Below are 19,404 nucleotides of genomic sequence, written 5' to 3'. Positions count from 1 at the left end.
AAAAGGGTCAGGACTCGCTACAGGGTGGAGAGCAGGCCTTCCCTGTCCTTGAATTCGGATTCCTGGGAAGAGGCGATGCTCTTGGTCAGGTGTCGTTGGATATCGGACTGCAGGCACGCCACTTTGTCGCCCACCTCCGTCTCCGTCAGGGGATGGCGATAGGTTTGAATCTGTGTGCCGTCCTTGGAATACCGCTCCTCAGCGCAGACCCAGCCGATCTTTTCGTAGAAGACTCCTGCCCCAGCAGCCCCGGCCGTGGTTACCAGTTCTGCCCGGAACGAACCTTCTCGTTGGGCCTGCGCGAGGAATTCATCCACCAGAAGACTTCCCACACCCCCGCCCCGCACCGTTGGCAGCACCACGAGCGAGGTAATGACCGCCGTTGCCGGCTCGGACTTGGTGGCAGTGGCACTTGGGCTGGACGTGCGTCCCGCTATGCGACGCAGGTACGGGCGGGCCCGGGTGCGCAGGAAGTGCAGAAGCACCCGCGGCCGGATGGAAAGCGCTGCAGTTCCCGAGAGCAGGAGACTCCACTTGTGGTTGTTGAGAACATCCGCGACGTGACGGACTTGGTGGGTTGAACCAATCAGGAAACCAACTTGTTGCTGCGCGACATCGTTCGTTACAGCGACAAGGGCAACCCCCTGTTGTTGGGTGAGAAAGGTACTCATCCACCGCTTGACGAAGCGTTGTCCCAGGCGTGGGAACAGCCCGTCAGGCAAATATCGGATCATGTCAGAAGCCATTAATCGCAGGTCTTGATCCGTGGCATCCCTGACGATCACCATGGATCGCGCGCTGGGGAACATCGGGAAAATCTGGCTCATCGGGTTTCCTCGGTAAGAGTGATGCCGTCGTATGCGAACTTGACCAGGCCACGTTCCATGGCCATCCAGATGGAGAGGCGCCCATCTGCGTCACTGGTGGCCCCAATGGCCGACGTTTGGTCTACCTCGGCGTCGGTTCTTTGCCAGGAAAGACCGGCATCGTCGCTGAGATACACGCTTCCTTCCGGTGAGATACCAACGGCGGTCTTCTGATCCGCAAATGCGGCGGTGAGGAGTTGCGGTCCGCCACCCGGAGCCGACCAGGTTCGTCCGCCATCGATGGATCGCCACACACCTTCCTCGGTGGTGGCCAGAACCACCGTGTCGTCGGGGCTTCCCGCCAACGCATACGGGGAAGGTGACATCGGCCCGACGTCCGACCATTCCTTGCCGTCCACCGTCGATCGAAGAATCCCGTCGAATCCGACCAACTGGTCACTCGTCGCCGTCATGGCATGGAAATCGGATTCACCCTGCCGCGAGAGGGGTATCCAGGATTCCCCGCCATCGGTCGATTTCATCAGGCCAAGGGGGTTGGGCAAATCCACGCTCGGCCCTGGATGCCCGGAAGCATAGAAGGTTCCGTCTGATGAGATGGTGAATCCCATCAGGTCGATCGGTGGGCCGACCGGTCGTGGAACGGTTTCTGTGGCGTCGAAGAGGCCGTTGTGGGTTGCGAGCAGGACCCGTTGGGTTGATTCTTCGACGCTGATGGCATGGATATGGCCATACGGATTGGCCGGTGGTTGTTCGTCTGCATTCGACTTCTGGGTCTCGCCGCACGCGGCAAGCCCCAAGGTGGCGAGTAAGGCAATGGACATCGCAGTCCACTTTCGGGAACGAGAAAATATGGGCAGGGTGGAAGACATGGTTCTCCAGGGATAACGGAGCAGGAACGGGCCTGCTGGAGTGGGCTTCGGAGGTGCCGCAGCCCACTCAAAATTCGTGGATGATGGCAGCGTGCCGTGGACGGAACATGTCAGTCGGCAGGCAGATCTTATTGGCCGACCAGAAGTAGTTCTTCTATGGCCGACAGCTCTGCATTGTGGCGGGGGATCCCCAGCTGAGCGATGTTCGCTTCGCCAAGGTGATGCCAGGCCACAGGAAAGGGGTTTGCCGAGTTATGGTCCACGCGGTCCAGGTGCTCGATGCCGGGCACGGAACAAGGAATGGTGCCGTGAGGGTGGCTGCCGACTGACAGGGTGGTACGCCCGATTCGACAACGCGGCAAAAGGGCAGCGGGGACCGTGAAACACTGTGATCCCTGGATTGTATCCATTGCGGACAGGAGCCTTGCTCATGATCCCGCATAGCCATCGAAAAAGGGCACGACAAAAGATGGTTGGCCTCGAGGCCTCACCACTGCTTTACGTGCGACTGATCGATAGCTGAATTAGCGAAGGCGTTGTGTGTGCATGAACCCGGGGAATCCAGAAAACAGGCGGGGCAGGCAATCCCCAACCCGGTACGGATCGGCATGCCCTCGAAACACGATGGAAAAAAAGTCCGCCGATGGATAGGGCAAGAACACATATGCCGATCAAGGCTGACTCCACACCGCCAACCGAATCCCCCGCAAACGAAGCAGGGGTATCGTCGGCAGGGGCGTGCTGAGTCAGTACTGAGAATAGGTCCGGGCCATGAGCGGAATCCAGGATGGCTTCCTGACCGATAACTCCGACCGGGGGATTATGAGTCGCATGCGAAACATGGTGATCCACACCAACAACGTGCATCCCGAGTAGGCCAAGGAACAGTGCGATCAGAATAAAAGCAGGACGAAACACCAACGGCAAGAATGCTCGGTTTTTTATCATGGCGGGCTTCCTTCCCTGAAAGTGTTTCGGACAAGCTCATATGCAACACTCTGGCAAACAGTTCGGACTATGCCATTGGGTCGCATGCCCCGGTGCCGATATGTGCCCAGAGCCGCCCGGTCCGGTGTTGTAGCCGGAAACATCGCAACACCGGCAAGATCGAAAATAGTGAGTCAGTCCGACACCGATGCCCCTGAGTCCCGTTGCCCAGGCTGGGTTCGATCCATTTTACGATAGCTTGCGTGAGAAACGGCAATCGCCGAGACCACCGGGGGAAGAACGCTGCCCCCGTAAATCACACCACCTTATGACCTGAAGATCGCTTCCGGCGGCACAGCACCTCAATGGATGGGCACCTTGTGGCCCTTCGGGTTCTGAAGGCTTCAACGTACGGGTCTCTACACTTTTATGCAGCCGGATATCAAGCGTCCGCCCGCGCCCGAGCCTGAGGTGGATCTGGCTGGACCAGGGCAACGCCGAGGTCAGGAACCCAATGGGCAAGCATGGACGTGCTGGGGGAACTGGCGGGAATGCCGTCGCCTGGACCGAGGATGACCGGGGTGAAAGGTGAACGTCTTCGTTTGGTTCTCGCATTCCGGTAAGGAAGGGGGATGGCCACGCCGGAATGGCAAGGCTACGGTTGTTATGAGGGGCGGCGGCCCGCCGGTTCTCTTTGCGTCCATGGAGTAGGAGCAGAATGATGAGTCATATCACCTCAATGCTGGAGACCTATCCGAAAGATCTCGGTGGTATTGACCGCCAAAAACTTGCCGAGTGCATCGCTGCCTGTTTTGAATGCGCGCAGACCTGTACCGCCTGCGCCGATGCCTGCTTGAGTGAAGACATGGTCGCTGAGCTGACCAAGTGCATCCGCACCAATCTGGACTGCGCGGACATCTGCGCCACCACCGGAAACATCCTTTCCCGTCACACCGGGTATGACGCCAATATCACCCAAGCCGTATTGGCAGCCTGCGCGGCAGCCTGCAAAAGGTGCGCCGATGAATGTGAACGCCACGCCGATATGCACGCACATTGCCGCGTCTGTGCCGAGGCGTGCCGCCGCTGCGAAAACGCCTGCAACGAACTGCTTGAATCCCTCGGACGCGGAACCACCGAGTAGAACCACAATGGCAGCCCTCCCGGAGGCGCGGGGGGAGCATTCCAGGAATCGATGCGGGTGATTTGGGCCTCTATCCGGGCAAGAATCGGGGGCAACGAAAAGACCGAAGGACGATATCAGAACACGACGCAGCGCAACCGCGGCCTAAGCCACATTGCCGGCCCCGCGGCCGAACCGCCGGAGCAAAACTCGGGGTCAGGCTTGGGCGGCGTGAGGCGGGGGGATCTGGTTTCCGGGGGGCGATCATGTGATCAGCCTGCCGGATGGCCTTGCGGATGACCAGCGTGGGGTGGCGGGCGATGAGAGTGTAAAACACTTTCGCTCCGTCCCGGCGCGCGTGGTCACCATGCGCGCCATGCGCAGCCGGGCCAGGTGCTGGGAGACTCCCGAGGGCGACTTCTCGACAATCTTGGCCGGCTCGCCCACCGCGAGTTCCTCACCGTGTTCGAGAGCAAGGAGAATAAGGATGAGGTTGGGATTCCAAAGCAGGCCCAGGACCTCCCCGGCCAGCTCAATGAACCCGGGTTTGACCGGAGGGGTGGCCTCAAAGCTGTCCCCGTGCATGCGCATATACTGTCTTGGGTGTCGGTCATAGCTGTCGGTTCCCCCGGACTCCGACGCGCTTACGTACCGCCGGGGACTGCCCTCCCCACGCAGACAGGACCTGACGCTTCGTGAATACGCAAACGCCAACGCCCCTCCATTCACCCCCTTCCGCCCCGCCGAAACGGTCCGCCGCCCTGGATGTTGCCCGGGCGTTGGCCGTCATCGGGATGATCGCCGTGAACGTCGGGCCGCAGGAGGCGGACGACCTGCTCGAACGCATCTTCATGCTTCCCTTTGGCCGGGCCTCCTTGCTCTTCGTGTTCCTGGCCGGGATCGGGCTCGGAATGCTGACGCATCCGGCCAAGCATCGCCCGTGGCGCCAACAGTGGACCATGCTGGTGTGGCGGGCGCTTCTGCTGCTCGGGTTCGGCCTGGCCCTGCAACCCATCAACCACGGGGTCAGTGTCATCCTGGCTGTCTACGGGGTGTTGTTCCTCGTGGGGATACCGCTCACCCGCCTGCGCACCACGGTTCTCGCCTGGCTCACCGGCATCCTCATGCTTGCCGCACCCATGCTCTGGATGGGCCTGTTGGTCCTGCGCGGCGAGGGGTTCAGCCGAACCCCGATCCTGCTCTCCGGCAATCCGCTGGGGATCCTCGATGGAATCCTGGTGACAGGACCCTACCCGGCGCTCGTGTGGATCGTCCCGCTGGTGGCCGGACTGACCCTGAGCCGGTTGGACCTGAGTCATCGCCGGCTCCAGCTGATTCTTTTGTTCGGCGGGATGGCCGCCGCGGCCGGCGGAATCGTGCTCTCGCGCCTGCTGGCCGGGGTGACGGGGATCGATCCCACCAGCGGCGGTTTCGCGCGGCTTTTGGCCAGCTACGACCATTCCCAGGCGCCCCTGTGGCTGCTGTCGGGGATTGGTTCTGCCGCCGCTGTCATCGGGATGTTGCTGCTGGTGGAGCCCTGGCTTGAGCGGCATGCGCTACCGCTCGTTCACCTGGGACGGCTCTCGTTCACGATGTATGTCATGCACCTGGTGCTGCTGGCGATCTTCGTGCGGCCCGATCCGCACAGCACCCTCGAAGGCATTGCCTTCGCCGCACTCATCACCACGTTCTGCATCATCTGCGCACATCTGTGGGTTCCGGCCCGGGGACAGGGCCCCCTGGAACGCCTCCTGCGGCTCCCGGCCGGCTTGACCCGCAGCCCCGCCACCAACCCGTCAGGACACCATGGATAATCCCGCCCGCCCGATGCGGGGGTACCGCCGTCCGTTGGCCCGGGCCGCCACCATCGCCATGGCCACAGTGCTCCTTTTTCTGGGCCTGGGCACCACGGGGGGCCACGCACATGCGGGGCTTCTCGGCGGACCGGCCACCCAAGTAGCAGCGCTGAAAACAACACCGCGGGAAACGGCGGTGCAACTCCACGTTGCGGCGCCAGGATCCGAAAACCCAGAGACAACAAACGACGGAAACGACGAGGATTCCGGTGAAGAGCATCGTTTCCTGTCGCCGGGGCTGCTCGGGCTCGCCGGACTCGTGGCCGTGACGGCACTCGTGGGCACGATCCTCATGATCCGTTCGCGGCGCCGCCCGCCACCAAGCCAGGAGACCGAACGATGAAACAAAATATCCGTACGCCTTCCAATCGCCCAGGATTCGGCACCACGCGGAAACGCTGGGGCTCCAGGCAAACGATTGTCGGAATATTGTCCGTCGGCCTGCTCCTGGCGGGCTGTTCAAGCCAGCCGCTCGCAGAGAGGTTCTCCGCCCCCATCGGGACGGGTCCCAGTCCGGAAACCGCCCCTGCGGTGACGGCGCCAGCGGGGACCGTGCTGGCGCAGGAGGGCATCGCCGCCGGGCATCCCGAGGCGGTGGAGGTCGGGATGGAGATCCTGGAGCGGGGCGGCAATGCCGCCGATGCGGCCATCGCCACGGCCTTTGCCGTGTCGGTGGTCGAGCCCCATGCCTCGGGGATCGGCGGTGGAGGAGTCACCCTCATCGCGGAGCCGGAGAAGGAGGTCGCCGCCTTCGACTACCGCGAGGTCGTGGGCACCAGCGGGAAGATCCCTGCCTCCGGGACCGGCGTGCCCGGCTTCGTCGACGGCATGGCGACCCTGCATGCAACCTATGGCTCGATGCCGTGGGACGAATTGCTGCAGCCGGCAGTGGAGCTCGCCCGCGACGGCTTTGTGATCACCCAGTTCCTGGGTGAGCGCATGAACGACGGGATCGGATCGAGCATCGTTTCGGAGCACCGGCAATTCCGCACCAAGGACGGCAGCCGCGTCCTGCGCGAGGGCGAAACACTCAAACAAGCAGAACTGGCAGAGACGATCCAGACGCTGGCGACAGGGGGGCGTGACGAATTCTATGAAGGTTCGATCTCGAAGCAGCTGACACAGGTCAAGGGCCTCGATGCAGCCACGCTTGCCGATTACCAGACCGAAAAGTTCGAACCCGTCGACGGGAAGGTGGGCGAGTACACGGTGGTCACCGCGCCGCCGGCCCTCCCCGGGGCCGGACTGATCCAGATGCTCCAGCAAGCCGAAGGCGCCGCCATCGCCTCCGACGCTCCCGGGTCCTCGCCCTACGTGGACAAACTCATGGCAGCATGGTCAAACGCCAGCGACACCGTCACGGAGAATTTCGGGGACCAGCGCTTTGTCGAGGTGGACCTCTCGGAGGTCCTTGACCGCGAACGGAACCTCAAGATCGGCAGCCAACTCGAGGAGAGGGCCTCCAAGGATTCCCCCGCCGGAGCCATCGACCCGGGAAACACCACCCACCTCTCCGTCGTGGATCGCGACGGTATGGCCGTGTCGATGACAAACACCATCACCAGCTTCTGGGGAGGCACCAAGAGCGAAGTCGTCGGGGGATTTTTCCTGAACAATCAGCTCAGCAGGTTCGAAAGCATCGACTCGCCGGCGAATCGCCCGGAACCAGGCCGGAAGTCCGTCACCTGGTCCAACCCCGCCATGGTCCTGGATGCCCAGGGCCGCGTGGTCATGGGAATCGGCACCCCCGGCGGCCAGCAAATCCCCAACATCCTGGCCTCCGTACTGGTCCCCGTCCTGTTGCAGGACCAGCCCGTCCAGGAGGCTGTGGACGGGCCACGCTTCCACCTGCAAGGCGGTATCCTCGCCGTGGAAGGCAAAGCCACCAAGAGCATGAAGGCCTTGGCACGGGCCAATGAATGGAAAATCCGGGAAACCACCCGATCCGACGGCGTCTTTGGATCGATCCAGGCGCTCTGGGTCGACTACGACACCGGGACCATCGACGGGGCCACCGATGTGCGCCGCGATGGCGACCACGCTGTCATCAAAACCGACCAGTAAGGCAGCTGATTCAAAGGGTACGTGTCACATCGCCCCGCCAACGCGGATTGGCGGTATTATCGCAAACCGACCGCGGGGACTGCCGTCACTGCTCGTGGCCAATTCGGTTCAGGGGTCACGAGCATCGTCTACAGTGAAACCAAACGCTCATTCTGTGATGTAACAGTTGTTACTTTAGTCGTGTATCAATGTACGATGCTTCATATGAACTGGTTAGTACTTGTTGTCCGAATGACCGGAGACACCTCCAAGAACCGAGTGGCCGTCTGGCGCGAATTGAGGAAAATCGGTGCGGCCCCGGTCACCTCGGGAGTCTGGACCGTTCCCGACACCCCACACTTCACGAAGGCCGTGGCGAAGGTCACTGAACTGGCCGGTCGAGGGTCCGGAGACGTGTTGGTGCTGCCCACGACCTCGCAGGCCCCCGGTGTGGATGCGTTGCGCGCGGCTTTCGTGGCCTTGCGGTTGGATGAATGGCGCGAATTTTCCGGCGACTGCGCCAAGTTCGAGGCCGAGATCGCCAAGGAAATCCGCATCGAAAAGTTCACGTTGGCCGAACTCGAAGAGGAAGAGCAAAGCCTGGAGCGGCTACGCCGCTGGCACCGTGAACTCAAAAGCCGAGATGTCCTTGAATTGCCCGAAGCCGAGGCTTCCGAGGATCTGCTGCGCCAGTGTGTGGGTTCCCTCGAGGGTTACGCGGAGCAGGTCTATGCCACTCTCCATGCCCCGACCGAACCTGAAGCTTCGGACACCGGAGACTAGTCCCAATGTATTGGTGGCAGGCCCTATTGGGGACACTGGCCGGCTTGGCTGGCGTCTATGCGATCCTGCTGGCGGCCTTGTGGATTTATGCGCGAAGGTACCCCGGCACCGTAGGCATGCGCGATGCCCTGCAGTTGCTGCCGGATCTGCTGCGCTTGTTGCAAGGACTGATCACCGACAAGGCAGTGCCGCGTGGAGTACGGGTCAAGCTGGCGCTGCTACTCGTTTATTTGCTCATCCCGGTGGATCTGGTGCCGGATTTCCTACCGGTGATCGGGTATGCCGATGACCTCATTATCCTCGCTGTCGCCCTGCGCTCCGCCGTTCGTTCGGCCGGATCGGAGCCGTTGCGTCGCCATTGGCAGGGTACTCCCGCCGGGCTTGCTTTCATCGAAAAGCTTGCCGGTCTCCGCTCCGGCGGTGTTTCTTCCTTGCCGGGCGCGCGGTGATTTGAACGCGTTCAAATCACCGTTTGCCCGGCAGAAGCTTTTCTTTATGGCGGATGTCCGGCCGCCCCTGTTTCAACGAGTGCATCGAAGGCACTTGCTGGGGCAACGACCACGTGCGTCCTCTCGACCACCGGGTGTGCCTGTGGCGCGGGGCCGACTCACCACCCAACCTCGAAGGTTGCGCCGAACACCAGCCGGACGCCCTCGGTGTCATTGACGCGGACCGGTATCCCTTCGGGGCTGCTCGCCGCCCAAGAACCAGAGGATGAACTCATGGACACCGCTTCGGTCCTGGGAGGAAAGACCCCGGCATGGATCACCACTCTTGCTGAAGACCTTGGCCACCTATGCCGCCCGTATCAATGCGGCACAGGTGGCTTGGTTCTACCTGAGGTAGGAGAAGACTCCCATCATGCCGCGTTCGGCGTGGAAGGCGTTGTGGCAATGGGTGAGCCATTGCCCGGGGTTATCGGCGTCGAACTGGACCGTGACCGTTTCCTTGGGCAGGACAATGACGGTGTCCTTGCGTGCCCCGGTTTCCCCGATCTGGAAGGTGTGGCCGTGGATATGCATCGGGTGCCACATCTCGGTGTCGTTGACGAACTTCACCTCCACCCGTTCACCGGCCTGGATGTCAAAGGCCTTCTCGAAGGGTTTGGCCATGTCGAAGCGGTGGCCGTTGATACCCCAGTCATAGTTCGCCATCCCGCCGGTCAGCCGCAGCTCGTGGACCCGGTCCGGCGCCTTGGCGGCCAGCAGCACGGCCGGGTCCGCGGTGAGCTGGCCACCGTGGACGACCTTGCCCGTCAAGGTCTTCGGGAGGTCCGCTCTGGCCGGGGCGCCCCCGGTGCCGGTGGAGAGAAGTCCGTAGGCCATTTGGGCTTTGCCCTCGGCCAACGCCAACACGGGGGTGTAACCGCCGCTGACGGTCAAAAGCGCGTCGATGCGTTCGCCCATGCCCAGGACGATGGCATCGACCTCGGTGTGCTCGACGGGGAAACCGTCGGTGTGGGTCACGGTGAGTTGCTGGTTCGGGACCCCGATCCGGTAGGCGGTGTCGCCGGCGGCATTGATGATGCGCAGCCGGATGCGGTCACCTGGTTTCGCCGTGAAGGTCTCCGGCTTTTCGGCGCTGGTGCCGTTGAAGAGATGCAGCGGGTAGGCAACGTCGCCGGCGTCCCCGCCCAGGAAATCGCTGGTGGCACCCATGAGCATGTGGCCCATAACCATGGGGCCATTGTCGCCGCCGTGGTCCATGCCGCCCATTCCTCCCATGCCCTTGGACAGTTCCTTGATGACGTCGTCAGGGGTCCCGGTGACGCCGTCGAGCCAGTCATCCAGGACGATCACCCACTCCTTGTCGTACGTCAACGGTTCCTGCGGGTCGTCGATGATCAAGGCACCATAGAGTGCCCGTTCGCGCTGCATCTCCACGTGCGAGTGATACCAGTAGGTGCCCGGGTGCGGCAACTTGAAATCGTAGAGGTATTCGGTGCCGGCATCTACAGGTTCCTGGGTAAGGCCCGGCACGCCGTCGGCATCGTTGCGCATGGCGAGCCCATGCCAGTGGATGCTGGTGGATTCGGTGAGTTTGTTGGCGACGGTGACGGTGAGCTGGTCACCAACCGAGCCCCGCAGGGTCGGGGCGACCAGGGAACCGTTGTATCCCCACGTGGTGATGTCCGTTCCTGCCCGGGTGGTGGACAAAGGCCCCGCGGTGAGGGTTTGGCTGACGGTCTTTCCGGTGCTGGCCCGCTGGGCTTCGGCTGCGGTGATGAGCGGGTCCGTGGGCAGGATGCGAGAGACCCCTGCGGGGGCGGACGGGGCGGGTGCACATGCGGCCAAGGCCGCCACGGCGGTCGTCGCGACGGAGAGGCCCAGGAAGGAGCGCCGGTTCAAGTGATAGGTCATGAGTGAATCCTTCAAGAATGTATGTTCAGACGAGGAGCGAACGGGGAGATATGGCAGCGATCGAGCCCTGAGGCAAGGGTGTCGTCCGGGCACAGAAAGGAGGCATGCGGGAACAGCCCGGTGGTACCCGGCGGGGAAGAAGGGGTGTAGGTGGTGGTTCCGAAACGTTTCGGAACCACCACAGCAAAAGGCAGGAGCGAGGGTCGCTACAGGGTGGCGAGCAGGTCCTGCATGTCCTTGATCTCGGCTTCCTGGGAGGAAACGATGTCCTTGGCCAGGGTCACGGCGTCGGCGTTCTGGCCGCCGGTGACCTCTGTCTCGGCCATCTTCACGGCCCCTTCGTGATGGGCGATCATTTGGGTCAGGAACAGCTTGCTGGCCTCGGTGCCCTGTGCGGACTTGAGCTTGTCCAGGTCGGCGTCGGTCATCATGCCGTCCATGCCGTGGTCCCCGGCCATGGCGGTCGGTTCGGACCACCCGGTGAGCCAATCGGTCATTTTTTGGATTTCGGGGGCCTGCGCGGCCTTGATGTCCTGGGCCAGTTTCTCGATCTGGGGGTCCAGGTCGGACTTCTCCAGCATAATGTCGCTCATCTCCACCGCTTGGACGTGGTGGGGAATCATCATTTGGGCGAACATCGTGTCAGCGGCATTGTGCTGGGCGTTGGTGGCGGGTGTTTGGCTGCCGGAGGTGGCGGAGGTGGCGGTGGGGCTTTGGTCCATGCCTTCCATCTCATTGCCGGACCCGGCACCGCATCCGGTCAAGGCGATCGCGGCGGCCAGGGCGGTGGTTGTGAGGGCTGCAAATTTCTTCAAGGGGATCATCCTTCGCTAAAAAGTTTCTCGCGGTAAACGGCACCCCGTGGGGCACCCGGTTGATGAACCTGTCACCGAGGCGGCAGGAAACATCATCGGTTTACGTTCGAAGGATCGAGAGTTCGGCCAACGAGGGCGGGTCGGGAATCCGGCCCTCCGATTTGGGTCCCGGGGCGCTGGTGAATGCCGTTACCGTGGGTGTCCAAGCGAGTATCCGCGGCGGTGGAAGATTCGGCAGGTCTGGTCCGAAGGCGGGAACGCACATTTCGTGGCTGCCCATGCTGTGGCCGTCGGAGGGGAACCCGTCGCAGCCCATCGGCATCCCCTGGGGTGCAGGCAAGAGCGCGTCGGCAACCAGATGGGCCGCCGGGAGAATGTCAGTGGATGCCGCGTGATTCGGCACCGTGGCTTGCACGGTGGGAGATGTTGTCGCGGCCGGGCTGGGCATCGATGCCGACTCCATGGCCGTTACTGGGATCCCTCCGAGGACATGCATGCCCAGGAGGCCGGCGACAATGGCGAGCACCATGGCCATCAAGCCGAGCGTGGACAGGAAGGGACCCCTGGCAGACGGGGCTGGGGTCGTGCGCACGGCGGGTCCTTCCTGTGGGTGTCCGGAGGTGGTTGGTTAGTTGTGTATTTTACGGGTGCAGGCTGGGTGGATCCTCGGATCCCGGTATCAGCGGGCGTCGGCCGGGTTGAGCCGAAGCCGGCGCAGCAATTGGGCGTTGAGGGCGACCACGATGGTGGACAGGGACATCAGCACCGCGCCGGCTGCAGGCGAAAGCACGATCCCGGCGAAAGCGAACACCCCGGCAGCCAAGGGTACGGAAATGATGTTGTAGCCGGTGGCCCACACCAGGTTCTGCCACATTTTCCGGTAGCTGGCATGGGAGAGATCCACCATGGACAGCACGGCCCTCGGGTCGTTGCCGGCCAGCACCACCCCGGCCGATTCCATGGCAACGTCCGTGCCGGCCCCGATCGCGATCCCGACCTCGGCACGGGCCAGGGCCGGGGCGTCGTTGACGCCGTCACCGACCATGGCCACCTTGAGCCCGCGGCCCTGCAGTTCGGCAACCTTCTGGTCCTTGTCCTGGGGCAGGACCTCGGCGAAAACCTCATCAATGTGCAGTTCGGTGGCCACGGCCTGGGCCACCTGGCGTGCATCCCCGGTGATCATGGCGACCTTGATGCCGCGGTCCTGCAGGGCCTGGACGGCCTGGCGGGATTCGTCCCGGACCTCGTCCTCCAGGGCGACGGCCCCGATCACGGCTCCGTCGCGAATCACGTGCAACACCGAGGCGCCCCGCTCCTTCCAACCTCTTGTTGCCATCGCGATGCGCTCGGGCTCGGTCAGGTTCAGTTCCGCCAACAGGGCGGGCCCGCCGACGGCGAGGGCCGAGCCGCCAACGGTCGCCTGGACCCCGCGGCCGGTCATGGAACGAAAATCCGTGGCCGTCAGCACGGGTGCACCCGTGAGCTGGGCGGCGTTGACGATGGCGCGGGCCACGGGGTGTTCGCTGTCGGATTCGACGGCGGCGGCAAGGGCCAAGAGGTCATCGGTCAACAGGCCATCGATCGCCTCGACATCGGTGAGTGCCGGTTCGCCCTTGGTCAGGGTGCCGGTCTTGTCGAACAAGACCACATCGATGGTGCGCATCCGTTCCAGGGCCATGCGGTTCTTGATCAGCACGCCCGCCCGGGCGGCCCGCTCCGTGGAGATGGCAATCACCAGCGGGATGGCCAGCCCCAGGGCATGCGGGCAGGCAATGACCAGGACCGTGACGGTGCGGGTCACCGCATCCGGGATGCTGCCCAGCAGCGACCAGACGATGAAGGTGATGACGCCGGCGCCGGCGGCAAAGTAAAACAGGAACGCGGCGGCCCGGTCTGCCAGCGCCTGGGCCCGGGAGGTGGATGACTGGGCCTCGGCCACCAGTCGCTGGATCCCTGCCAGTGCGGTGTCGTCCCCGACGGCGGAGACCTTCAGGCGCAGGGAGCTGTCGGTGGCAACGGTCCCTGCCACCACGGGGTCCCCAACGGTGCGGGGGACGGTTTTTGACTCCCCGGTGATCATCGACTCATCCACCTCGGCAAAACCCTCGGTGATCACGCCGTCGGCAGGCATCCGCGCGCCCGAGCGCACTAGGACCACATCCCCTGCAACCAATTCGGTGATGCTGATGGTTTCGGTGCCGCCGTCGATGACCCGCTCGGCCTCATCGGGGAGCAGCGCCGCCAGCGCGTCCAGGGCGCCGCGGGCCGAACCCAATGCCCGCATTTCGATCCAGTGCCCCAGCAGCATGATGGCCACCAGCAGGGCCAGTTCCCACCAGAAATCCAGGTCAAAACCGCCCAGGCCCAGGCTTGTCACCCAGGAGGCGATGAACGCCACGGTGATGGCCATGGAAATCAGCAGCATCATGCCCGGCTGCCGGGCCTTGATCTCCTGCCAACCGCCCCTGAGGAACGGCTGGCCGCCATAGAAGAAGATGACAGTGCCCAAGATCGGGGCAATCCATGGTGCGCCGGGAAATTGCGGCGGAACGTATCCCAGCAGGTGCCCGACCATGGGGCTGAAGTACACCACCGGAACCGACAGCGCCAAGGTCAACCAGAACCGGTTCTTGAACATGGCGGTGCTGTGTCCGGCATGCTGGCCCTGGGTGTGGACCGCGTGGTCATCATGATCCATCTCGCCGTGACCCATGGCCGCGTGGTCCATGCCCGGCACCGAATCCTGACGCACGTGCCCGTGGTTGTGCTCTTCCATGATTCTCCTTCGTTGGGTACCGAACGGCCTCGGCGGCTGGACTGCCGATGACTGACATGTGAGGCTTCACTGACAACACCCCAAACATACCCCTATGGGGTATGTTTGTTCAAGTGATGGTCGTCCCGGAGGTCTTGGCTCGGGCAGGAGTCCTGTGCCGTAGAACATCGCTTGGCCGGGGCCCTGCGTTGCCACCCACATCTTCTACGGCAGGGAACGTTGGTAGGTGTGGATGGGTGCCCCGTCCTTGGAATGGCGTTCCCCAACGCATGTCCAGCCCAGCTTCTTATAGAACGCCCCTGCCCCTGCTGCCCCTGCCGCGGTGACAAGCTCGGCCAGGGATGCCCGGTCCGCCACGGCACGGTTGAGGAATTCCTCCACGAGAAGCCTTCCGATGCCCCCGCCCCGCAGGGTGGGCAGGACCACGAGCGAGGTGATCACGGCCGTTGCCGGACGGGGGTTGGCCCCGGCAACCGGGCCGTTCGTGCGCCCCAGGAGGCGGCGCAGGTACGGTCGGGCCCGGGTGCGCAGAAAGTGGAGAAGTACCCGCGGCCGGATGGAAAGAGCCGCCAGTCCCGAGAACAGGAGACCCCACTTGTGCTGGTGCAGGACGTCGGCGACGTGGTGGATTTGGTTGGTTGAACCGACCAGGAAACCCACTTGCTGCCGCGGGGCATCCTTGGTTACCGCGACCAGGGCCACCCCGTATTGTTCGGTCAGAAAGGTTTTCATCCAACGCCGGACGAAGCGTTTTCCCAGTCGTGGGAACAGCCCCTCGGGCAGATACCGGATCACGTCGGAAGCCATCAAACGCAAGTCTTCTTCCGTGGCTTCCCTGACGACCACCAGAGACCGGGTGCTGGGAAATTTCGGAGGTTTCTGGCTCATGGGGTTTCCTCGGTGAAGGTGGTGCCGTCATAGGTGTACTTGACCAAGCCACCTTCCATGGCCATCCAGACGGAAATGTTTCCATCCGCGGTTCGGGTGGCGCCCATGGTAGATGGCTGGCCCACTTCGGCTTTGATTGAGGCCCAGGAAAGGCCGGCATCGTCGCTGAGATACACGCTTCCCTCGGGTGTTACGCCCACGACGGTCATCGGATCAGCAAATGCGGCCGTGAGAAGCCTCGGCCCCCCATCTGGAGTCTCCCAGGTATCTCCACTGTCAACGGATCTCCATACTCCGTCCTCGGTGGTGGCCAACACGACGGTATTATCGGGGCTTCCCACCAACGCATACGGGGAAGGTGACATCGGCCCGGCGTCCGACCATTCCTTGCCGTCCACCGTCGACCGAAGAATCCCGTCGAATCCAACAATTTGGTCACTGGTCACGGTCATGGCATGAAAATCGGATGACCCCTGCAAGGAGACCGGGATCCACGATTCCCCGCCATCGGTCGATTTCATCAGGCCCAGGGGATTGGGCAGATCAATACCTGGACCGGGATGCCCGGAAGCATAGAAGGTCCCGTTCGATGAGGCAGCGAATCCCATCAGGTCGATGGTGGGGCCGATTTTCCTTGGAACGGTCTCGGTGGCGTCGAAGAGGCCGTTGTGGGTTGCGAGCAGGACCCGTTGTGTTGTTTCCTCGATGCTGATGGCATGGATATGGCCAAACGGATTGGCCGGTGGCTGTTCGCCGGCATTCGAATCTGGGGTTGCACCGCACGCGGCAAGTCCCAGGGTGGCGAGTAAGGCAATTGCCGTGGCGGGCCAGATGCGGGACTGGCGAAAAATACGAGTGGGGAAAGGCATGGATCTCCATAAATAACATCGATAAAAGGAGCAAGCCTGCATGTGTGAAGGCCGGGGTCCCAAGGGGCACCCGGTTTATGCATGATTGCAGCGTGCCGTCGACGAACACCGTCTTTCGGCAGGCCGAGGCTGCTGGGTGAGCGCTTCGTAGATTCGGGAAGCGCCTGAAATCTAATGCCATGACGCCACGCTTGGCGCAGCGAAGGCCAGGGATCGTGGACTCCGGCATGGCACCCTCGGCGGTCCCCCGGGTGGCATCAAACCCGTTCTTCGTGCCCACTGACACCGGTCCCTGAACGAACCTGTGGTGTTTTGCGAGATCGGCACGGTCCATGCCGGCCCACCCTCGAGGGGACAGTCTCTCCCCCTTGAAGGTGGCGTCTTGCCGGCAATAGAGGCATGCTCCCTCGCTGGAGGATTGTATCCTCAGCGTGGGCTGGGCCTATCCCCTTTTTACGTGCGGCTGATCGAAAGCTGAACCAGCGAAGGGGTTACACGCGAACGGATTCGGCGGAGCCAAAGAGCGGGCGGGGCGGCCAGCCCCCTCCCGGGGACAGGTTGAAACGCCCGGGTGAGAAGGTGTGAGAACATTCCGCCCAAGGATAGAGCAAGGACACACATGCCGATCAGGGTCGATTCCATACCGCTCAAGGAGCTCCCGGCAAGGGAAGCCTGGGAATCTTCGACCGGAATGTGATGCGCTACCACTGGCCATGCGGTCGTGGGTTGGGAATAACCTGTTCCGTTGTCCTGCTCGTTGACCGCGACACTGGAACCATACGCGGCATTGGGTACCTGATGGTCCACGCCGAGAACGTGCATGCCGAGCAGGCCCAAAGCCAGCGCAACCAGAATGAAAGCAGGTTGAAACGCCAGAGCCAAGAATGCTCGGCATTTCGTCACGGAGTACTCACTTCCCTGAAATTCTTATCGAACCGGCCCTAATGCCACAACGTGCTTCCGGTTCCACGATAGTTGTCGACTGCGGGAGAGGGGCTGCAGCGACTACCAACGGCCCCACCACAGCCAGCAAAAGATTGCTTATACTAAACTCTGAAACATTTTACAATAGTTCGTGCGCAAAACGGCAAACGTGCGGGGCGCTGGACGAATACTGCTGCTCGGAACAGACATATTTCTGGGGACATGCCGCCACGGGGACAACGGGCTGGCGGTGCCATCGTTGCGGTTCCTGGGCGCCGGGTCATGGCCATTATCTTGGTTTAGGTTGTTGAACAAGGATTTGAGATACTTGGGCCATGTCGATTGCCACCGTTCACCTGCTGCGTCATGGCGGAGTTCATAATCCGGACTGGGTCCTCTGTGGTCGATCGGCGAAGTTCCACCTTTCCGCTCTAGGCCATCAAAGGGCCGTTCGGACGGCAGATTTCTGCACCGGAGAGCATGAGCCGGACGCCACATCACCCACGTGGTCTCGTCCCAGCTTGTACGGGTTCGGAAAACGGCGAAGCCCGCCTTTAGCGCCCCGCTCCTGGACCTTGCCACGGATGAGCGAATCACCGAGGCGGCGAACCGTTTCGAGGGCTTGTCCCTGTTCCAGGACCGACTGAGGGTCCTACGTCGCAAACCCATTTCGTCCATCCTGGGGGGAGCCCTTGCCGGGACCAGATTGAACGAATGATGGCCACCGGCTGCCCCTCTGGGTGACACGCCGCTCGGCCGAGGGCAAGACCCTGTGGCACAACCCGCGGAAACGCGAATGCACTCTCACCTCCGTGACTAGCCCGGACTTTGAAGATGAAAGTCCGGGCGCCGTCCGCTATACATAACCCGGCGTGGACCTCTTGTCCAACGCTGCGAACATCCCTGGAGCTTGAGATCATGACCGATCCCATCTCGTCCCAAGCACAGCGCTTGGGCCGACGTACATTCTTGCGCGCCGCCATGCTTGGAGCGGCCGTGCTGCCGCTGGCCGCATGCGTCGGCGACGAAGACCCCCTGGCCAAGCAGGCCCGCGAAGGAAACAACAAGAACTACATTGCCGGCGACGGGTCAGTCCAGGAATACGGTCCCGCCTCGCGCACGGCACCGGTCGAGATCAATGCGGTGGCCTATGACGGAACCAAGATCGACTCGAGTACCTGGGCCGGGCAGGCAACGGTCCTGAACTTTTGGTACGCCGCATGCGCACCGTGCCGCATCGAGGCGCCGCACATGGTTGAACTCAGCAAGGAGTTCGAAGGACAGGTCGGATTCGTCGGCGTCAACGTGCGTGACGAAAAGGAAGCGGCCGAGGCCTTCGAGCGCACCTTCGGCATCCCCTACCCCTCCATCCAGGACACCCAGGGCGCCATCCAGCTGGCCATGACCAAGTACGTCCCGCTCAAGGCCGTGCCCACCACCTTGGTGCTGGACAAGCAGGGACGGGTCTCCGCGCGGATCCTGGGCGTCGCCGAAAAGCCGACGCTCAAGGCACTAATCAACACGGCACTCACCGAGTCGTTGTGATCAGCCCCGTACTGGCCGGAGCCCTCATGCTGCCGGCCCAAGGAAACCCGTTTGCCGAAATCGTCCAGGACGGATCGCTGCTACTTGCAGTGCCCGTGGCCATCCTGGCAGGCCTCGTGTCCTTCCTGTCCCCCTGCGTGCTGCCCCTGGTGCCCGGCTACCTCGGATACGTCACCGGTCTCTCCGGCGCCGACCTCGCCGAGCAAAAACGCGGCCGCATGGCCGCCGGCATCGGGCTGTTCATCCTCGGCTTCACCGCGGTCTTCATGCTGGCCGGAGTCGTCTTCTCACAAATCGCCGGCTGGATGATCTACAAGGGATCGTGGGTCACCCAAGTGCTGGGCCTGGTCGTGATTTTTATGGGCATCGTGTTCATGGGCGGATTCTCCTTCATGCAACGCGAAGCCAAGATCCACCGCAAACCCCCCGCCGGGCTGTGGGGTGCACCGGTATTGGGTGTCACTTTCGGACTCGGATGGGCACCCTGCATCGGGCCGACGCTTGCCGCCGTGCTGATCATGAGCAGTGGCCCCGACGCCAACGTTGCCAAGGGAGCCCTGCTGACCTTCTTCTACTGCATGGGATTGGGACTGCCGTTCCTCTTCATCGCCCTGGCGATCCGCCGCGGCATGGGTGCCATGCAATTCTTCCGCCGGCACCAGCTGGCGATCATGCGCTTCGGCGGCGGCATGTTGATCCTTCTGGGAATCCTGATGGCCACCGGCCTGTGGGGCTTTTGGGTCACGCAATTGCAGGATTGGTTCACCAATGAGGTCAGGTTGCCCATCTAATGGCGAAA

General features: G+C 62.7%; 17 protein-coding genes. 8 read left to right on the top strand and 9 right to left on the bottom strand.

From position 1 onward, the window contains the following. Positions 1-17: 17 nt before the first annotated feature. Entirely contained in the window at positions 18-827 is an 810-nt protein-coding gene (locus tag ABD687_RS11775) for a GNAT family N-acetyltransferase (protein ID WP_310290995.1), read from the bottom strand. Next, positions 824-1,696 carry a F510_1955 family glycosylhydrolase gene (locus tag ABD687_RS11770; RefSeq protein WP_310290997.1) on the bottom strand — a complete coding sequence of 291 codons (873 nt, stop codon included), beginning with the start codon at positions 1,694-1,696 and terminating at the stop codon, positions 824-826. The genes ABD687_RS11775 and ABD687_RS11770 overlap by 4 nt, the downstream gene beginning before the upstream one ends. A gap of 1,648 nt (positions 1,697-3,344) precedes the next feature. Between ABD687_RS11770 and ABD687_RS11765 the strand changes: the two genes are divergently transcribed. Next, positions 3,345-3,767 (top strand): four-helix bundle copper-binding protein, encoded by a 423-nt coding sequence (locus ABD687_RS11765; RefSeq protein ID WP_310290998.1) that lies wholly within the window; start codon positions 3,345-3,347, stop codon positions 3,765-3,767. A 243-nt stretch (positions 3,768-4,010) separates the two neighbouring features. Here ABD687_RS11765 and ABD687_RS11760 read toward each other — a convergent pair whose 3' ends face one another. Then, the gene (locus ABD687_RS11760) at positions 4,011-4,331 is read right to left on the bottom strand and encodes an ArsR family transcriptional regulator (RefSeq protein ID WP_310290999.1); all 321 of its coding nucleotides are present in this window, start codon (positions 4,329-4,331) and stop codon (positions 4,011-4,013) included. A 110-nt stretch (positions 4,332-4,441) separates the two neighbouring features. On the opposite strand from ABD687_RS11760, the gene ABD687_RS11755 reads away from it, so the two are divergent. From ABD687_RS11755 to ABD687_RS11735, 5 genes are all read left to right on the top strand, one after another. Continuing rightward, positions 4,442-5,560, top strand: a complete 1,119-nt coding sequence (locus ABD687_RS11755; RefSeq protein ID WP_310291001.1) for a DUF418 domain-containing protein — start codon at positions 4,442-4,444, stop codon at positions 5,558-5,560. Then, complete coding sequence (locus tag ABD687_RS11750; protein WP_310291003.1) at positions 5,553-5,945, top strand: hypothetical protein; 393 nt, start codon at positions 5,553-5,555, stop codon at positions 5,943-5,945. The genes ABD687_RS11755 and ABD687_RS11750 overlap by 8 nt, the downstream gene beginning before the upstream one ends. Before the next feature lie 188 nt (positions 5,946-6,133). Further along, on the top strand, positions 6,134-7,666 hold the full coding sequence (locus ABD687_RS11745) for a gamma-glutamyltransferase (RefSeq protein WP_310291005.1): 1,533 nt from the start codon (positions 6,134-6,136) through the stop codon (positions 7,664-7,666). A 204-nt stretch (positions 7,667-7,870) separates the two neighbouring features. Next, positions 7,871-8,428, top strand: coding sequence for a Chromate resistance protein ChrB (locus tag ABD687_RS11740; protein WP_310291007.1), 558 nt, complete (start codon positions 7,871-7,873; stop codon positions 8,426-8,428). A 5-nt stretch (positions 8,429-8,433) separates the two neighbouring features. Continuing rightward, positions 8,434-8,877 carry a YkvA family protein gene (locus ABD687_RS11735; protein ID WP_310291009.1) on the top strand — a complete coding sequence of 148 codons (444 nt, stop codon included), beginning with the start codon at positions 8,434-8,436 and terminating at the stop codon, positions 8,875-8,877. 384 nt (positions 8,878-9,261) lie between these two features. Here the strand turns inward: ABD687_RS11735 and ABD687_RS11730 are convergent, their stop codons facing one another. From ABD687_RS11730 to ABD687_RS11705, 6 genes are all read right to left on the bottom strand, one after another. Then, positions 9,262-10,788, bottom strand: coding sequence for a multicopper oxidase family protein (locus ABD687_RS11730; protein ID WP_310291010.1), 1,527 nt, complete (start codon positions 10,786-10,788; stop codon positions 9,262-9,264). Between the two features lie 206 nt (positions 10,789-10,994). After that, positions 10,995-11,612: a DUF305 domain-containing protein gene (locus tag ABD687_RS11725; RefSeq protein WP_310291012.1), complete on the bottom strand. Its 618-nt coding sequence runs from the start codon at positions 11,610-11,612 to the stop codon at positions 10,995-10,997. Positions 11,613-11,703: 91 nt separating this feature from the next. Then, complete coding sequence (locus tag ABD687_RS11720; RefSeq protein WP_310291013.1) at positions 11,704-12,195, bottom strand: DUF6153 family protein; 492 nt, start codon at positions 12,193-12,195, stop codon at positions 11,704-11,706. A gap of 87 nt (positions 12,196-12,282) precedes the next feature. Further along, entirely contained in the window at positions 12,283-14,379 is a 2,097-nt protein-coding gene (locus ABD687_RS11715) for a copper-translocating P-type ATPase (RefSeq protein ID WP_377700396.1), read from the bottom strand. Between the two features lie 204 nt (positions 14,380-14,583). Continuing rightward, entirely contained in the window at positions 14,584-15,267 is a 684-nt protein-coding gene (locus ABD687_RS11710) for a GNAT family N-acetyltransferase (RefSeq protein ID WP_310291014.1), read from the bottom strand. Then, positions 15,264-16,178: a F510_1955 family glycosylhydrolase gene (locus tag ABD687_RS11705; protein WP_310291016.1), complete on the bottom strand. Its 915-nt coding sequence runs from the start codon at positions 16,176-16,178 to the stop codon at positions 15,264-15,266. The genes ABD687_RS11710 and ABD687_RS11705 overlap by 4 nt, the downstream gene beginning before the upstream one ends. A gap of 1,800 nt (positions 16,179-17,978) precedes the next feature. Between ABD687_RS11705 and ABD687_RS11700 the strand changes: the two genes are divergently transcribed. Next, positions 17,979-18,605, top strand: a complete 627-nt coding sequence (locus ABD687_RS11700; RefSeq protein ID WP_310291018.1) for a TlpA family protein disulfide reductase — start codon at positions 17,979-17,981, stop codon at positions 18,603-18,605. 26 nt (positions 18,606-18,631) lie between these two features. Further along, positions 18,632-19,396: a cytochrome c biogenesis CcdA family protein gene (locus tag ABD687_RS11695; protein ID WP_310293441.1), complete on the top strand. Its 765-nt coding sequence runs from the start codon at positions 18,632-18,634 to the stop codon at positions 19,394-19,396. The last annotated feature ends 8 nt before the right edge of the window (positions 19,397-19,404 follow it).

It is taken from the genome of Paeniglutamicibacter sulfureus (assembly GCF_039535115.1).
In the GTDB taxonomy this organism is placed as follows: Bacteria; Actinomycetota; Actinomycetes; order Actinomycetales; family Micrococcaceae; genus Paeniglutamicibacter; species Paeniglutamicibacter sulfureus.
Note: the sequence above shows the minus strand (reverse complement) of the source record. Positions and strands in the feature narration are given on the sequence as shown.

What these genes read in the sequence shown, in the direction of transcription:
- ABD687_RS11735 (WP_310291009.1), top strand. Translation starts at nt 8,434, where the DNA reads ATGTATTGGTGGCAGGCCCTATTGGGGACACTGGCCGGCTTGGCTGGC.
- ABD687_RS11715 (WP_377700396.1), bottom strand. Translation starts at nt 14,379, where the DNA reads ATGGAAGAGCACAACCACGGGCACGTGCGTCAGGATTCGGTGCCGGGC.
- ABD687_RS11725 (WP_310291012.1), bottom strand. Translation starts at nt 11,612, where the DNA reads ATGATCCCCTTGAAGAAATTTGCAGCCCTCACAACCACCGCCCTGGCC.
- ABD687_RS11775 (WP_310290995.1), bottom strand. Translation starts at nt 827, where the DNA reads ATGAGCCAGATTTTCCCGATGTTCCCCAGCGCGCGATCCATGGTGATC.
- ABD687_RS11770 (WP_310290997.1), bottom strand. Translation starts at nt 1,696, where the DNA reads ATGTCTTCCACCCTGCCCATATTTTCTCGTTCCCGAAAGTGGACTGCG.
- ABD687_RS11765 (WP_310290998.1), top strand. Translation starts at nt 3,345, where the DNA reads ATGAGTCATATCACCTCAATGCTGGAGACCTATCCGAAAGATCTCGGT.
- ABD687_RS11740 (WP_310291007.1), top strand. Translation starts at nt 7,871, where the DNA reads ATGAACTGGTTAGTACTTGTTGTCCGAATGACCGGAGACACCTCCAAG.
- ABD687_RS11705 (WP_310291016.1), bottom strand. Translation starts at nt 16,178, where the DNA reads ATGCAGGCTTGCTCCTTTTATCGATGTTATTTATGGAGATCCATGCCT.
- ABD687_RS11750 (WP_310291003.1), top strand. Translation starts at nt 5,553, where the DNA reads ATGGATAATCCCGCCCGCCCGATGCGGGGGTACCGCCGTCCGTTGGCC.
- ABD687_RS11700 (WP_310291018.1), top strand. Translation starts at nt 17,979, where the DNA reads ATGACCGATCCCATCTCGTCCCAAGCACAGCGCTTGGGCCGACGTACA.
- ABD687_RS11710 (WP_310291014.1), bottom strand. Translation starts at nt 15,267, where the DNA reads ATGAGCCAGAAACCTCCGAAATTTCCCAGCACCCGGTCTCTGGTGGTC.
- ABD687_RS11695 (WP_310293441.1), top strand. Translation starts at nt 18,632, where the DNA reads ATGCTGCCGGCCCAAGGAAACCCGTTTGCCGAAATCGTCCAGGACGGA.
- ABD687_RS11760 (WP_310290999.1), bottom strand. Translation starts at nt 4,331, where the DNA reads ATGCACGGGGACAGCTTTGAGGCCACCCCTCCGGTCAAACCCGGGTTC.
- ABD687_RS11730 (WP_310291010.1), bottom strand. Translation starts at nt 10,788, where the DNA reads ATGACCTATCACTTGAACCGGCGCTCCTTCCTGGGCCTCTCCGTCGCG.